This window comes from Serratia marcescens subsp. marcescens ATCC 13880, assembly GCF_017299535.1.
GTDB classification, from domain to species: Bacteria; Pseudomonadota; Gammaproteobacteria; order Enterobacterales; family Enterobacteriaceae; genus Serratia; species Serratia marcescens.
Genome location: NZ_CP071238.1, coordinates 4710347 through 4723159 on the forward strand (window position 1 = coordinate 4710347; position 12813 = coordinate 4723159).

Annotated in this window: 22 protein-coding genes; all 22 read right to left on the reverse strand. The window is 51.3% G+C overall.

Annotated elements, in window-relative coordinates:
* Positions 1-19 precede the first annotated feature (19 nt).
* Entirely contained in the window at positions 20-325 is a 306-nt protein-coding gene (gene rpsN / locus J0F90_RS22525) for a 30S ribosomal protein S14 (protein WP_004929754.1), read from the reverse strand.
* A 13-nt stretch (positions 326-338) separates the two neighbouring features.
* Entirely contained in the window at positions 339-878 is a 540-nt protein-coding gene (rplE, locus tag J0F90_RS22530) for a 50S ribosomal protein L5 (RefSeq protein WP_004929756.1), read from the reverse strand.
* Between the two features lie 14 nt (positions 879-892).
* The gene (gene rplX, locus J0F90_RS22535; protein WP_004929758.1) at positions 893-1207 is read right to left on the reverse strand and encodes a 50S ribosomal protein L24; all 315 of its coding nucleotides are present in this window, start codon (positions 1205-1207) and stop codon (positions 893-895) included.
* A gap of 9 nt (positions 1208-1216) precedes the next feature.
* Positions 1217-1588, reverse strand: a complete 372-nt coding sequence (gene rplN, locus J0F90_RS22540; RefSeq protein ID WP_000613954.1) for a 50S ribosomal protein L14 — start codon at positions 1586-1588, stop codon at positions 1217-1219.
* Between the two features lie 172 nt (positions 1589-1760).
* Positions 1761-2015 carry a 30S ribosomal protein S17 gene (gene rpsQ / locus J0F90_RS22545; protein WP_004929760.1) on the reverse strand — a complete coding sequence of 85 codons (255 nt, stop codon included), beginning with the start codon at positions 2013-2015 and terminating at the stop codon, positions 1761-1763.
* On the reverse strand, positions 2016-2207 hold the full coding sequence (gene rpmC / locus J0F90_RS22550; protein ID WP_004929762.1) for a 50S ribosomal protein L29: 192 nt from the start codon (positions 2205-2207) through the stop codon (positions 2016-2018). It lies immediately after the preceding gene.
* Entirely contained in the window at positions 2207-2617 is a 411-nt protein-coding gene (rplP, locus tag J0F90_RS22555) for a 50S ribosomal protein L16 (protein WP_004929764.1), read from the reverse strand. The genes rpmC and rplP overlap by 1 nt, the downstream gene beginning before the upstream one ends.
* Before the next feature lie 12 nt (positions 2618-2629).
* Entirely contained in the window at positions 2630-3328 is a 699-nt protein-coding gene (gene rpsC, locus J0F90_RS22560) for a 30S ribosomal protein S3 (protein WP_004929766.1), read from the reverse strand.
* 17 nt (positions 3329-3345) lie between these two features.
* Positions 3346-3678 carry a 50S ribosomal protein L22 gene (rplV, locus tag J0F90_RS22565; RefSeq protein ID WP_002223844.1) on the reverse strand — a complete coding sequence of 111 codons (333 nt, stop codon included), beginning with the start codon at positions 3676-3678 and terminating at the stop codon, positions 3346-3348.
* 14 nt (positions 3679-3692) lie between these two features.
* Entirely contained in the window at positions 3693-3971 is a 279-nt protein-coding gene (gene rpsS / locus J0F90_RS22570) for a 30S ribosomal protein S19 (protein WP_004929772.1), read from the reverse strand.
* A gap of 14 nt (positions 3972-3985) precedes the next feature.
* Complete coding sequence (gene rplB / locus J0F90_RS22575; protein ID WP_004929775.1) at positions 3986-4810, reverse strand: 50S ribosomal protein L2; 825 nt, start codon at positions 4808-4810, stop codon at positions 3986-3988.
* Positions 4811-4828: 18 nt separating this feature from the next.
* Complete coding sequence (rplW, locus tag J0F90_RS22580; RefSeq protein WP_004929776.1) at positions 4829-5131, reverse strand: 50S ribosomal protein L23; 303 nt, start codon at positions 5129-5131, stop codon at positions 4829-4831.
* Positions 5128-5733, reverse strand: coding sequence for a 50S ribosomal protein L4 (gene rplD, locus J0F90_RS22585; protein ID WP_004929779.1), 606 nt, complete (start codon positions 5731-5733; stop codon positions 5128-5130). The genes rplW and rplD overlap by 4 nt, the downstream gene beginning before the upstream one ends.
* Before the next feature lie 10 nt (positions 5734-5743).
* Positions 5744-6373 (reverse strand): 50S ribosomal protein L3, encoded by a 630-nt coding sequence (rplC, locus tag J0F90_RS22590; protein WP_033639240.1) that lies wholly within the window; start codon positions 6371-6373, stop codon positions 5744-5746.
* 32 nt (positions 6374-6405) lie between these two features.
* The gene (rpsJ, locus tag J0F90_RS22595) at positions 6406-6717 is read right to left on the reverse strand and encodes a 30S ribosomal protein S10 (protein WP_001181005.1); all 312 of its coding nucleotides are present in this window, start codon (positions 6715-6717) and stop codon (positions 6406-6408) included.
* A 378-nt stretch (positions 6718-7095) separates the two neighbouring features.
* Complete coding sequence (bfr, locus tag J0F90_RS22600; protein WP_004929784.1) at positions 7096-7575, reverse strand: bacterioferritin; 480 nt, start codon at positions 7573-7575, stop codon at positions 7096-7098.
* A gap of 73 nt (positions 7576-7648) precedes the next feature.
* Positions 7649-7843: a bacterioferritin-associated ferredoxin gene (bfd, locus tag J0F90_RS22605; RefSeq protein ID WP_015379266.1), complete on the reverse strand. Its 195-nt coding sequence runs from the start codon at positions 7841-7843 to the stop codon at positions 7649-7651.
* A 131-nt stretch (positions 7844-7974) separates the two neighbouring features.
* Positions 7975-9159: an elongation factor Tu gene (gene tuf, locus J0F90_RS22610; protein WP_015376315.1), complete on the reverse strand. Its 1185-nt coding sequence runs from the start codon at positions 9157-9159 to the stop codon at positions 7975-7977.
* Between the two features lie 70 nt (positions 9160-9229).
* The gene (gene fusA, locus J0F90_RS22615; protein ID WP_028127620.1) at positions 9230-11344 is read right to left on the reverse strand and encodes an elongation factor G; all 2115 of its coding nucleotides are present in this window, start codon (positions 11342-11344) and stop codon (positions 9230-9232) included.
* A 93-nt stretch (positions 11345-11437) separates the two neighbouring features.
* Complete coding sequence (gene rpsG / locus J0F90_RS22620) at positions 11438-11908, reverse strand: 30S ribosomal protein S7 (RefSeq protein WP_004956203.1); 471 nt, start codon at positions 11906-11908, stop codon at positions 11438-11440.
* A gap of 96 nt (positions 11909-12004) precedes the next feature.
* Positions 12005-12379, reverse strand: a complete 375-nt coding sequence (gene rpsL, locus J0F90_RS22625) for a 30S ribosomal protein S12 (RefSeq protein ID WP_004930426.1) — start codon at positions 12377-12379, stop codon at positions 12005-12007.
* A 143-nt stretch (positions 12380-12522) separates the two neighbouring features.
* On the reverse strand, positions 12523-12810 hold the full coding sequence (gene tusB / locus J0F90_RS22630; RefSeq protein WP_019456119.1) for a sulfurtransferase complex subunit TusB: 288 nt from the start codon (positions 12808-12810) through the stop codon (positions 12523-12525).
* Positions 12811-12813: the final 3 nt, after the last annotated feature.

The following is a 12813-nucleotide window of genomic DNA, read 5'->3' on the forward strand; positions in this document are numbered from 1 at the left end:
CCCGTGATTCAATTGGTAATTACCAGCTAGCCTTTTTCAAGCCTGGTACTTCACCGCGCATAGCGGCTTCACGAAGCTTAATACGGCTCAACCCGAATTTGCCCACATAACCATGTGGACGGCCAGTTTGGCGGCAGCGTTTACGCTGACGAGACGGGCTGGAATCACGCGGCAGAGTTTGCAGCTTGAGAACGGCATTCCAACGATCTTCATCGGATGCGTTCACATCAGAGATAATAGCTTTCAGTTCAGCGCGTTTTGCAAAGAACTTGTCAGCTAATTTCACGCGCTTGACTTCGCGTGCTTTCATTGATTGCTTAGCCATCAGTAACCCTGCCTTACTTGCGGAACGGGAAGTTAAAAGCAGCCAGCAGCGCGCGGCCTTCATCATCAGATTTCGCAGTAGTGGTAATGGTAATATCCAAACCACGAACGCGATCGACTTTGTCGTAGTCGATTTCTGGGAAGATGATTTGCTCACGCACGCCCATGCTGTAGTTGCCACGGCCATCGAATGACTTGGCGGACAGGCCACGGAAGTCACGGATACGTGGAACAGCAATGGAGATCAGACGCTCAAAGAACTCCCACATGCGTTCGCCACGCAGAGTTACTTTACAGCCGATCGGATAGCCCTGACGGATTTTGAAGCCTGCAACAGATTTGCGGGCTTTGGTGATCAACGGTTTTTGACCGGAGATGGCTGCCAGGTCCGCTGCGGCGTTATCCAGCAGTTTCTTGTCAGCAATCGCTTCACCAACACCCATGTTCAGGGTGATCTTCTCGACCCGAGGGACTTGCATGACAGAGTTGTAATCAAACTGAGACATCAGTTGTTTGACTACCTCGTCTTTGTAGTAATCATGCAGTTTCGCCATCGTATTACTCCAAATTACTTGATAGTTTCGCTGTTAGACTTGAAGAAACGGACTTTTTTGCCGTCTTCGAATCTAAAGCCTACACGGTCAGCCTTGCCGGTAGCCGCGTTGAAGATAGCAATGTTAGAAACCTGAATTGCAGCTTCTTTTTCAACAATGCCGCCTGGTTGGTTCAGAGCCGGAACCGGCTTCTGGTGTTTCTTAACCAGGTTGATGCCTTCAACAATGACCTTGCCAGCAGACAGGACATTTTTTACTTTACCGCGCTTACCTTTGTCTTTCCCGGTAATCACGATAACTTCGTCATCACGACGGATCTTCGCTGCCATGTTCGCTCCTTAGAGTACTTCTGGTGCCAGAGAGATAATTTTCATGAACTTCTCATTACGCAGTTCACGAGTTACCGGCCCAAAAATACGCGTACCGATTGGCTGCTCGCTGTTATTGTTCAAAATAACGCATGCATTGCCATCGAAGCGAATGACAGAACCGTCCGGGCGACGTACACCCTTCTTGGTGCGCACCACTACCGCCTTCAGAACATCGCCTTTCTTCACCTTACCGCGAGGAATTGCTTCCTTGATGGTAATTTTGATGATGTCGCCGACGCCTGCGTAGCGACGGTGCGAGCCACCTAGAACCTTGATACACATTACGCGACGTGCACCGGAGTTGTCGGCGACGTTCAGCATAGTCTGTTCTTGGATCATTTTAGTGCTCCGCTAATGTCAACTACTACTTTAAAGACCCAAGTAAAAATTAGGCCGTTGAAAAGCCCCATAACCGAGGGCGCAGCATTATAACACCGCTTACTTGGTATGGGTAGAAAAAATAAACGGCTCATTTTCTGAGCCGTTTATTAAGTGAGAGCCAGCTACTCTATTACAGAATCGCTTTCTCTACAACGCGAACCAACGTCCAGGACTTGGTCTTGGACAGTGGGCGGCATTCGCGGATTTCCACCACGTCGCCGGTACCACATTCGTTGTTCTCGTCATGTACGTGCAGCTTGGTCGTACGTTTGATGAATTTCCCGTAGATCGGGTGCTTCACAGTACGCTCGATAGCAACAACGATGGATTTCTCCATTTTATCGCTAACAACACGACCCTGCAGGGTACGGATAACTTCAGTCATTTACACACCCGCCTTTTGAGTCAGTAAAGTCTTAACGCGTGCGACGTCACGACGCACTTGTTTCAACAGGTGAGTTTGTTGCAGCTGGCCACTGGCCGCCTGCATGCGCAAGTTGAATTGCTCACGCAGCAGGTTGAGCAGCTCGGCATTCAGCTCTTCAACGCTTTTTTCACGCAGCTCTTGTGCTTTCATTACATCACCGTCTTAGTTACAAAGGTGGTTTTGATCGGCAGTTTCGCTGCTGCCAGTTTGAATGCCTCGCGGGCAACCTCTTCTGGCACGCCGTCCATTTCGTACAGGACCTTACCAGGCTGGATCAGGGCAACCCAATACTCCACGTTACCCTTACCTTTACCCATACGCACTTCCAGCGGCTTCTCGGTGATCGGTTTGTCCGGGAATACACGGATCCAGATCTTGCCTTGACGCTTAACTGCACGAGTCATTGCACGACGAGCTGCTTCGATTTGACGAGCAGTCAGACGGCCACGGCCAACAGCTTTCAGACCGAAAGTGCCGAAGCTAACATCCGTACCTTGCGCCAGACCACGGTTGCGGCCCTTGTGCACCTTACGGAATTTTGTACGCTTTGGTTGTAACATCAGCGACTCTCCTTACTTGCGGCCTTTACGCTGCTGCTTTTTAGGTTGAGCAGCCGGTTCCGGTTGTTCAACTGCAGCCATACCACCCAGGATCTCACCTTTGAAGATCCATACCTTAACGCCGATTACACCATAAGTGGTGTGCGCTTCAGATGTGTTGTAGTCGATGTCCGCACGCAGAGTGTGCAATGGAACACGACCTTCGCGGTACCATTCGGTACGTGCGATTTCGGCGCCGCCAAGACGGCCGCTTACTTCAACTTTGATACCTTTAGCGCCAAGACGCATTGCGTTCTGTACTGCACGCTTCATAGCACGACGGAACATAACGCGACGTTCCAGCTGAGAAGTGATGCTGTCAGCAACCAATTTAGCGTCGAGTTCCGGTTTACGGACTTCGGCGATGTTGATCTGTGCAGGAACGCCAGCGATGTCCGCTACGACCTTGCGCAGTTTTTCGACGTCTTCACCTTTCTTGCCGATAACGATGCCTGGGCGAGCAGTGTGAATGGTCACACGGATGCTCTTCGCAGGACGCTCGATAACGATGCGAGAAACGGAAGCTTTCGACAGTTCCTTAGTCAGGAATTGACGAACTTTAAAGTCGCTGTCCAGGTTGTCAGCGAATTCTTTGGTATTCGCATACCAAGTAGAGTTCCAAGGTTTGACAATACCCAGGCGAATACCATTAGGATGTACTTTCTGACCCATTGCTAGTCTCCAGAGTCTCAGCGATCGGACACAACCACAGTAATGTGGCTGGTGCGCTTCAGGATGCGATCTGCACGACCTTTTGCACGCGGCATAATGCGCTTCATGCTTGGGCCTTCGTCTACGAAGATTTTCGTAACTTTCAGATCATCGATGTCAGCGCCATCGTTGTGTTCTGCGTTAGCAATGGCAGACTCCAGCACTTTCTTAACCAGACCAGCAGCTTTCTTGTTGGTGTAGGTCAGAGTTTCCAGAGCTTGCGACACTTTCTTACCGCGAATCAGGTCAGCAACAAGGCGAACCTTCTGAGCAGAAGAACGAGCGTGGCGATGTTTAGCGATAGTTTCCATCTCTTCCTCCTACCTTAGCGCTTTTTAGCTTTTTTATCAGCCGCATGGCCGCGATAAGTACGAGTCGGCGCGAATTCACCCAGTTTGTGACCGACCATTTCATCGGAAACGAACACTGGTACGTGCTGACGACCATTATGGACAGCGATGGTCAAACCGATCATGTTAGGAAAGATCGTTGAACGACGGGACCAAGTGCGCAAAGGCTTCTTGTCACCGCTTTCCACCGCTTTCTCTACCTTCTTCAGCAAGTGCAGGTCAATAAAAGGACCTTTCTTGAGAGAACGTGGCATGGCTTATCCTCTAATTATTTTTTGCTACGGCGACGTACGATGAACTTATCAGTACGCTTGTTGCTACGGGTCTTCTTACCTTTGGTCTGAACGCCCCACGGAGTTACCGGGTGCTTACCAAAGTTACGACCTTCACCACCACCGTGCGGGTGATCTACCGGGTTCATCGCCGTACCGCGAACGGTAGGACGAACACCACGCCAACGTGCAGCACCTGCTTTACCCAGAACGCGAAGCATGTGTTCAGCGTTACCGACTTCACCCAGGGTGGCGCGGCAATCAGCTGGAACTTTACGCATTTCGCCGGAGCGCAGACGCAGAGTTACGTAGGAACCATCACGAGCAACGATCTGAACGTAGGCACCAGCGGAGCGAGCCATCTGGCCGCCTTTACCTGGTTTCATTTCTACGTTGTGAACCGTTGAACCAACTGGAATGTTGCGCATCGGCAGGGTGTTACCCGCTTTGATTGCAGCATCAACGCCAGATTGAATCTGGTCACCAGCTTTCAGGCCTTTCGGCGCCAGGATGTAACGGCGTTCGCCGTCTTTGTACAGAACCAGCGCGATGTTCGCGGAACGGTTCGGATCGTACTCCAGACGCTCAACCACAGCAGGGATACCGTCTTTGTTGCGCTTGAAGTCAACCAGACGATAATGTTGCTTGTGGCCACCACCGATATGACGGGTGGTGATACGGCCATTGTTGTTACGACCACCGCTTTTGCTCAGTTTTTCCAGCAGCGGGGCATAAGGTTTACCCTTGTGCAGCTCAGGGTTAACCACTTTAACAACGTGGCGACGACCCGGAGATGTAGGTTTACATTTAACAATTGCCATTGTTCTTACTCCTCCGACTTACTCTGCGCCGCCGATGAAGTCCAGATTCTGGCCTTCTTTCAGGGTGACGTAAGCTTTTTTCCAGTCGCTACGACGACCAACACGCTGACCGTGACGCTTCACTTTCCCTTTAACTACCAGGGTGTTCACGTCTTTGACTTCGACTTCAAACAGTTTCTGCACTGCAGCTTTGATTTCTGCTTTGGTCGCGTCTTTGGCAACTTTGAGAACGATGGTGTTGCTTTTTTCCATCGCAGCGGATGCTTTTTCAGATACGTGCGGTGCACGCAGCACTTTCAGCAAACGTTCTTCACGGATCATGCCAGCATCTCCTCAACTTGCTTCACAGCATCAGCAGTCATAACCACTTTGTCGAAGGCGATCAGGCTAACCGGATCGATACCTGCTACATCGCGCACGTCAACCTTGTACAGGTTGCGAGCTGCCAGGAACAGATTCTCATCCAGTTCACCGGTCACGATCAGCACGTCTTCCAGAGCCATATCTTTCAGTTTCTGTGCCAGCAGCTTAGTTTTAGGCGCTTCTACAGAGAACTTCTCGACAACGATCAGACGATCTTGACGTACCAGTTCGGACAGGATGCTTTTCAGCGCGCCGCGGTACATCTTTTTGTTTACTTTCTGACTGTGGTCCTGTGGCTTAGCAGCAAAGGTCACGCCGCCTGAACGCCAGATCGGGCTCTTTACAGAACCTGAACGCGCACGGCCGGTGCCTTTCTGACGCCATGGCTTTTTGCCGGAACCAGTTACTTCAGCACGGGTCTTCTGAGCACGAGTACCTTGACGGGCACCTGCTGCATAAGCAACAACAACCTGGTGTACCAGCGCTTCGTTGAAATCACGACCGAAGGTAGTTTCGGAAACAGTCAGCGCGCTTTGCGCGTCTTTCAATACTAATTCCATTGCTATCCCCTTACGCCTTCACAGCTGGTTTAACGATCAGGTTGCCACCGGTTGCACCCGGTACAGCACCCTTAACCAGCAGCAGGTTGCGCTCAGCGTCAACACGTACTACGTCCAGGCTTTGAACGGTTACGCGCTCATCACCCAGGTGGCCAGCCATTTTCTTGCCTTTGAACACTTTGCCCGGAGTCTGGTTCTGACCGATAGAACCCGGAACGCGGTGAGACAAGGAGTTACCGTGGGTAGCGTCTTGGGTACGGAAGTTCCAGCGCTTAACAGTGCCAGCAAAACCTTTACCTTTAGAAGTACCGGTAACATCGACTTTTTTAACGTCAGCGAAGATTTCTACGCTAATTTCCTGACCTGCAGCGAATTCTTGACCTTCTTCCAGGCGGAATTCCCACAGACCACGGCCAGCTTCAACGCCAGCTTTAGCGAAATGGCCCGCTTCCGGCTTGGTTACACGGTTAGCTTTTTTGCTACCAGTGGTAACCTGAACGGCACGGTAACCGTCGGTGTCCAGGTTTTTAACCTGAGTCACGCGGTTCGCTTCAATTTCAATTACGGTTACTGGGATAGAAACGCCATCTTCAGTGAAGATACGGGTCATACCCACTTTTTTACCGACTAAACCAATCATTGTTTCAACCTCTCAATCGCTCAATGACCTGATTAACCCAGGCTGATCTGCACGTCTACACCGGCAGCCAGATCCAGACGCATCAGAGCATCAACGGTTTTCTCGGTTGGCTCAACGATGTCAACCAGACGCTTGTGAGTGCGAATCTCGTACTGATCGCGCGCGTCTTTGTTGACGTGCGGAGAGATCAGAACGGTAAAGCGCTCTTTGCGAGTTGGCAGCGGGATCGGACCACGGACTTGCGCACCAGTGCGCTTTGCAGTCTCGACGATTTCCGCGGTTGATTGATCGATCAGACGATGATCAAACGCTTTCAGGCGGATACGGATTCTTTGGTTCTGCATGAGACCAGAGCTCCAATTATTTATAAACGTAAATAATTACTCCTCACACCCATTTCGATTGATGGGGGAGTGTAATCGTCAACATATAACCCCCATATCGGGAGTATTGTTCGAAAGGCAAAAAAGGCCTGCCAATCGACTGATTCGCTAAAATCAGGCTTACCAAGATTAGGTAAGCCCGCGCATTATACGCAAAATGGCCCAGGAAGCAAGCCGCAGTTGGAAATATGCTCAGGAAATCGTCATTTTTGCGCTTTCAGCGACGGTCACGGGATGAAGGTGGTGATCAAGGTATGAATTATGCTTGGCGGGCAGCTCCCCTGCCCCACCGTAAAAACGGTCGCCGGCAGGAGAGGCGATGACGAACGGAAGGCAGGCTTACTCTTTGCGCTCTAAAATCTGGGCCTGGGCATAGTTTTGAATGCCGAGGCGAGCGATCAGATCCAGCTCGGTTTCCAGCCAGTCGATATGCTCTTCTTCATCGGCCAGAATGTCGATCATCAAATCACGGCTGACATAATCGTGAATCGAGTCGGCGTAGGCGATACCTTCGCGCAGGTTCTTGGCGCCCGCCAATTCCAGCGCCAGATCGGAACGCAGCATCTCTTCAATGTCTTCGCCGATGTTCAACTTGCCGAGGTCTTGCAGATTAGGTATTCCTTCCAGGAACAGGATGCGTTCAATGTAGCGATCGGCATGTTTCATTTCGTCGATCGACTCGTGATATTCCTTATCGTTGAGGCGCATTAAACCCCAATTCTTGAACATGCGGGCGTGCAGGAAATATTGATTGATGGCAACCAGCTCGTTGCCGAGCAGTTTGTTGAGGTGAGCAATGATCTTTTTATCGCCTTTCATAGGTAACTCCTCCTGGCCAGTTCTAAAAGTGTAGAACTTGTAAGCCAAGAGTCAAAAATAACCTTACCCTTTGTTAGGCAACTTCATGCATTGGGATGATAGTTCCGCGTTCCTCCACCATAATCTGTCTTGCCTGACGAATGCACTTTCCACAATCGGTACCAATCGGCACAAGTTCACGCAGTTGCTTCATGGTATGGGGGTTGTGCTGACGCACCGCATTACGGATCGCTTTGTCAGTCACCGCATTACACAGACATACATACATAGAGAGACTCACTTCTTAACCAATGCATTGAGTCTAAATAGGAATGGTTTTTATTTCAATTAAGATTTGTACAAATTGCATAAAAAAAGGGCACCTAAGTGCCCTTTTTTGTGTCGAAAAATTATTCGCGATTAAGCGATAACTTTAGCAACAACACCAGCGCCTACAGTACGGCCGCCTTCACGAATTGCGAAACGCAGACCGTCGTCCATCGCGATTGGGTGAATCAGGGTTACAACCATGTTCACGTTGTCGCCTGGCATTACCATCTCTACGCCTTCTGGCAGTTCGATGGTACCGGTCACGTCAGTGGTACGGAAGTAGAACTGTGGACGGTAGCCTTTGAAGAATGGAGTGTGACGACCACCTTCATCTTTGCTCAGGATGTACACTTCAGATTCGAACTGGGTGTGCGGCTTGATGGAGCCTGGCTTAGCCAGTACCTGACCACGTTCGATTTCTTCACGTTTGATACCACGCAGCAGAACACCTACGTTCTCACCAGCACGGCCTTCGTCCAGCAGTTTGCGGAACATTTCAACGCCAGTACAGGTAGACTTAACGGTGTCTTTGATACCAACGATTTCAACTTCTTCGCCAACTTTGATGATACCGCGCTCAACACGACCGGTAACAACGGTACCACGACCGGAGATGGAGAATACGTCTTCGATTGGCAGCAGGAACGGCTTGTCGATAGCACGCTCTGGCTCTGGGATGTAGCTGTCCAGGGCTTCGGCCAGTTCGATGATTTTCGCTTCCCACTCAGCTTCGCCTTCCAGCGCTTTCAGCGCGGAACCGCGGATTACCGGCAGGTCGTCGCCAGGGAAGTCGTAAGCGGACAGCAGTTCGCGAACTTCCATTTCTACCAGTTCCAGCAGCTCTTCATCATCAACCATGTCGCATTTGTTCATGAATACGATGATGAAAGGAACGCCAACCTGACGACCCAGCAGGATGTGCTCACGAGTCTGAGGCATTGGGCCGTCAGTCGCAGCTACTACCAGGATCGCGCCGTCCATCTGAGCAGCACCGGTGATCATGTTTTTCACGTAGTCGGCGTGCCCTGGGCAGTCAACGTGCGCGTAGTGACGAGTCGGGGTGTCATACTCAACGTGAGAGGTGTTGATGGTGATACCACGAGCTTTTTCTTCTGGCGCGTTATCGATCTGGTCGAAAGCACGTGCAGAACCGCCGTAGGTTTTAGCCAGTACGGTGGTGATCGCTGCAGTCAGGGTAGTTTTACCGTGGTCAACGTGGCCGATAGTACCAACGTTAACGTGCGGTTTTGTACGTTCAAATTTTTCTTTAGACACGGCTATATTCCTTACTATAGCGCTCTCCCCTTCTGGAGAGAGCACGGGACTTTGGTTTTAACCCTGCGGCTTATTTGCCACGGGCTTCGATTACGGCCTGAGCGACGTTGTTCGGTGCATCATCATACTTCAGGAATTCCATGGTGTATGATGCGCGACCTTTAGTCAGAGAACGCAGCTGAGTTGCGTAGCCGAACATTTCGGACAACGGTACTTCAGCGTGGATCTTAACGCCAGTCACTTCAGATTCCTGACCGCGCAGCATGCCGCGACGACGGCTCAAGTCACCGATAACGTCACCGGTGTTCTCTTCTGGAGTCTCAACTTCAACCTTCATGATAGGCTCAAGCAGAACTGGTTTCGCTTTCTTAAAGCCTTCTTTAAAGGCGATAGACGCGGCCAGTTTAAACGCCAGTTCAGAGGAGTCAACGTCGTGGTAAGAACCGAAGTGCAGACGAATACCCATGTCTACTACCGGGTAACCAGCCAACGGACCAGACTTCAGCTGCTCCTGGATGCCTTTATCAACGGCAGGGATGTATTCGCCAGGAATTACACCACCTTTGATGTCGTTGATGAACTCGTAACCTTTCGGGTTAGAGCCCGGCTCCAGTGGGTACATGTCGATCACAACGTGACCGTACTGACCGCGACCACCAGACTGCTTGGCGTGCTTACCTTCAACATCGGTAATCTTCGCGCGAATCGCTTCGCGGTAAGCTACCTGAGGTTTGCCCACGTTAGCTTCAACGTTGAATTCACGCTTCATGCGGTCAACGATGATGTCGAGGTGCAGTTCACCCATACCGGCGATGATGGTCTGGTTAGACTCTTCGTCAGTCCATACGCGGAATGACGGGTCTTCTTTAGCCAGACGGCCCAGAGCCAGACCCATTTTTTCTTGGTCAGCTTTGGTTTTTGGTTCAACGGCGATAGAGATTACCGGCTCAGGGAATTCCATACGCTCCAGGATGATTGGAGAGTCTGGATCACACAGGGTGTCCCCGGTGGTCACGTCTTTCAGACCGATCGCAGCGGCGATGTCGCCTGCGCGAACTTCTTTGATCTCTTCACGCTTGTTGGCGTGCATCTGAACGATACGGCCGAAACGCTCGCGCGCAGCCTTAACGGAGTTCAGCACGGTGTCGCCGGAGTTAACAACGCCGGAGTACACGCGGAAGAAGGTCAGGTTACCCACGAACGGGTCGGTAGCGATTTTGAACGCCAGCGCAGAGAACGGCTCGTCATCACTTGCGTGACGCTCAGCCGGAGTGTCTTTGCCATCGTCCAGGATACCGTTGATCGCAGGAACGTCAGTTGGTGCCGGCAGGTATTCGATTACCGCATCCAGCATCGCCTGTACGCCTTTGTTCTTGAACGCAGAACCACAGGTAACCAGGATGATTTCGTTGTTCAGCACGCGCTGACGCAGAGCGGATTTGATTTCTTCCTCGGTCAGCTCTTCGCCGCCCAGGTATTTTTCCATCAGCTCTTCGGAAGCTTCCGCAGCGGACTCGATCAGGTTCTGGCGCCATTCTTCAGCCAGATCCATCATGTCAGCCGGCACGTCTTCGTATTCGAAGGTTACGCCTGCGTCTTCTTCGTTCCAGTTGATCGCCTTCATCTTCACCAAGTCGATAACGCCGGTGAATTTGTCTTCTGCGCCGATAGCCAGCTGCAGAGGAACAGGGTTGGCGCCCAGACGAGATTTGATCTGGCCAACAACTTTCAGGAAGTTAGCGCCCATGCGGTCCATTTTGTTAACGAACGCGATACGTGGCACTTTGTATTTGTTAGCCTGACGCCATACGGTTTCAGACTGTGGCTGAACACCACCAACAGCACAGTAAACCATTACCGCGCCATCCAGCACACGCATGGAACGTTCTACTTCGATGGTGAAGTCAACGTGCCCTGGGGTGTCGATGATGTTTACGCGATGCGGTTCGAACTGCTTGGCCATACCAGACCAGAAGGCAGTAGTCGCTGCAGAAGTGATGGTAATACCACGCTCCTGCTCCTGTTCCATCCAGTCCATGGTGGCAGCGCCGTCATGAACTTCACCGATTTTGTGGTTTACACCGGTGTAGAACAGAATACGTTCGGTAGTGGTGGTTTTACCGGCGTCGATGTGAGCACTGATACCGATGTTACGGTAGCGTGCAATGGGTGTTGTACGAGCCATTTGATTCCTCTATTCCTAGGGCGTTCAAGTTCAGTTAACCCAAGCGGGCCGATTTGACGCGCCCGCTTGGTTAGCATGACTACAGCCGGGTGATTACCAGCGGTAGTGGGCGAACGCCTTGTTGGCTTCGGCCATACGGTGAACGTCTTCACGCTTCTTAACAGCAGAACCTTTGTTCTCTGCTGCGTCAGACAGCTCGTTCGCCAGGCGCAGAGCCATGGATTTATCACCGCGTTTACGTGCAGCATCAACGATCCAACGCATTGCCAGAGCATTACGACGAACCGGGCGGACTTCAACTGGTACCTGATAAGTAGAACCGCCAACGCGACGCGACTTAACTTCTACAGTCGGGCGAACGTTGTCGAGAGCGACTTCGAAAGCTTCCAGGTGATCTTTACCAGAACGCTGAGCCAGGGTCTCCAGCGCGGTATAGACGATTGCTTCTGCAGTAGATTTTTTACCGTCTACCATCAGGATATTTACAAATTTGGCCAGCAGCTCAGATCCGAACTTAGGATCTGGCAGGATTTTACGTTGGCCGATTACGCGACGACGTGGCATGGAAATACTCCGTTGTTAATTCAGGATTGTCCAAAACTCTACGAGTTTATTTTGACATTAAAGTTAAAACGTTTGGCCTTACTTAACGGAGAACCATTAAGCCTTTGGCTTCTTCACGCCGTACTTGGAACGAGCTTGCTTACGGTCTTTAACACCGGAGCAGTCAAGTGCACCACGGACGGTGTGGTAACGCACACCTGGCAAGTCTTTTACACGACCGCCACGGATCAGGATTACGGAGTGTTCCTGCAGGTTGTGGCCTTCGCCACCGATGTAGGAAGTCACTTCGAAACCGTTGGTCAAACGCACACGGCAAACTTTACGCAGTGCGGAGTTTGGTTTTTTCGGGGTAGTGGTGTATACGCGGGTGCATACGCCACGTTTCTGCGGGCAGGCTTCCAGCGCTGGAACGTTGCTTTTAGCAGCCTTCACAGAGCGTGGTTTGCGAACCAGCTGGTTAATTGTTGCCATTAAAAAAGCTCCTGGTTTTTGCTTCGTACTAGCTTCGTAAACATGTGATAAATCCCCTCGTATGCACTATTGGCAAAGTACGAGGACGCAGAATTTTAGGGCTGACCAGTATGGGTGTCAAGAAATATACAACATCACTCTCATTACCAGGCCATTTGGCTGCGGTGTTGTTCGGTTAATTCAACGAAGTGATTATAGCCGACGACAGTGATTTTGTGCGAAAAATGACCAACCAATCCCCGGGCTTCCAGGTCGTCCTGCAACGCATAAAGGGATATGGGGGCGGCGAGCAGCAATTCAAGATGGGCGCTGCCGGCAAGGCCTGCAAGCACGCCGTCCTGCAACAGCAGCAGCGCGTCGCCCTCCGCCGTCAGGCGCAGCAGCGCAGGTAAGTCACATTGGTTTGGCGAATGGCTCAGGGTATACAGCATCAG

Excerpts from the sequence above, each read along its gene's own strand:
- rpsJ (WP_001181005.1), bottom strand. The coding sequence starts at position 6,717 with ATGCAGAACCAAAGAATCCGTATCCGCCTGAAAGCGTTTGATCATCGT.
- rplC (WP_033639240.1), bottom strand. The coding sequence starts at position 6,373 with ATGATTGGTTTAGTCGGTAAAAAAGTGGGTATGACCCGTATCTTCACT.
- rplW (WP_004929776.1), bottom strand. The coding sequence starts at position 5,131 with ATGATCCGTGAAGAACGTTTGCTGAAAGTGCTGCGTGCACCGCACGTA.
- rplX (WP_004929758.1), bottom strand. The coding sequence starts at position 1,207 with ATGGCAGCGAAGATCCGTCGTGATGACGAAGTTATCGTGATTACCGGG.
- rplE (WP_004929756.1), bottom strand. The coding sequence starts at position 878 with ATGGCGAAACTGCATGATTACTACAAAGACGAGGTAGTCAAACAACTG.
- bfr (WP_004929784.1), bottom strand. The coding sequence starts at position 7,575 with ATGAAAGGCGATAAAAAGATCATTGCTCACCTCAACAAACTGCTCGGC.
- bfd (WP_015379266.1), bottom strand. The coding sequence starts at position 7,843 with ATGTATGTATGTCTGTGTAATGCGGTGACTGACAAAGCGATCCGTAAT.
- rpsL (WP_004930426.1), bottom strand. The coding sequence starts at position 12,379 with ATGGCAACAATTAACCAGCTGGTTCGCAAACCACGCTCTGTGAAGGCT.
- rpsN (WP_004929754.1), bottom strand. The coding sequence starts at position 325 with ATGGCTAAGCAATCAATGAAAGCACGCGAAGTCAAGCGCGTGAAATTA.
- fusA (WP_028127620.1), bottom strand. The coding sequence starts at position 11,344 with ATGGCTCGTACAACACCCATTGCACGCTACCGTAACATCGGTATCAGT.
- tusB (WP_019456119.1), bottom strand. The coding sequence starts at position 12,810 with ATGCTGTATACCCTGAGCCATTCGCCAAACCAATGTGACTTACCTGCG.
- rplN (WP_000613954.1), bottom strand. The coding sequence starts at position 1,588 with ATGATCCAAGAACAGACTATGCTGAACGTCGCCGACAACTCCGGTGCA.
- rplB (WP_004929775.1), bottom strand. The coding sequence starts at position 4,810 with ATGGCAATTGTTAAATGTAAACCTACATCTCCGGGTCGTCGCCACGTT.
- rplV (WP_002223844.1), bottom strand. The coding sequence starts at position 3,678 with ATGGAAACTATCGCTAAACATCGCCACGCTCGTTCTTCTGCTCAGAAG.
- rpsQ (WP_004929760.1), bottom strand. The coding sequence starts at position 2,015 with ATGACTGAAGTTATCCGTACCCTGCAGGGTCGTGTTGTTAGCGATAAA.
- rpmC (WP_004929762.1), bottom strand. The coding sequence starts at position 2,207 with ATGAAAGCACAAGAGCTGCGTGAAAAAAGCGTTGAAGAGCTGAATGCC.
- rplD (WP_004929779.1), bottom strand. The coding sequence starts at position 5,733 with ATGGAATTAGTATTGAAAGACGCGCAAAGCGCGCTGACTGTTTCCGAA.
- rpsC (WP_004929766.1), bottom strand. The coding sequence starts at position 3,328 with ATGGGTCAGAAAGTACATCCTAATGGTATTCGCCTGGGTATTGTCAAA.
- rpsS (WP_004929772.1), bottom strand. The coding sequence starts at position 3,971 with ATGCCACGTTCTCTCAAGAAAGGTCCTTTTATTGACCTGCACTTGCTG.
- rpsG (WP_004956203.1), bottom strand. The coding sequence starts at position 11,908 with ATGCCACGTCGTCGCGTAATCGGCCAACGTAAAATCCTGCCAGATCCT.
- rplP (WP_004929764.1), bottom strand. The coding sequence starts at position 2,617 with ATGTTACAACCAAAGCGTACAAAATTCCGTAAGGTGCACAAGGGCCGC.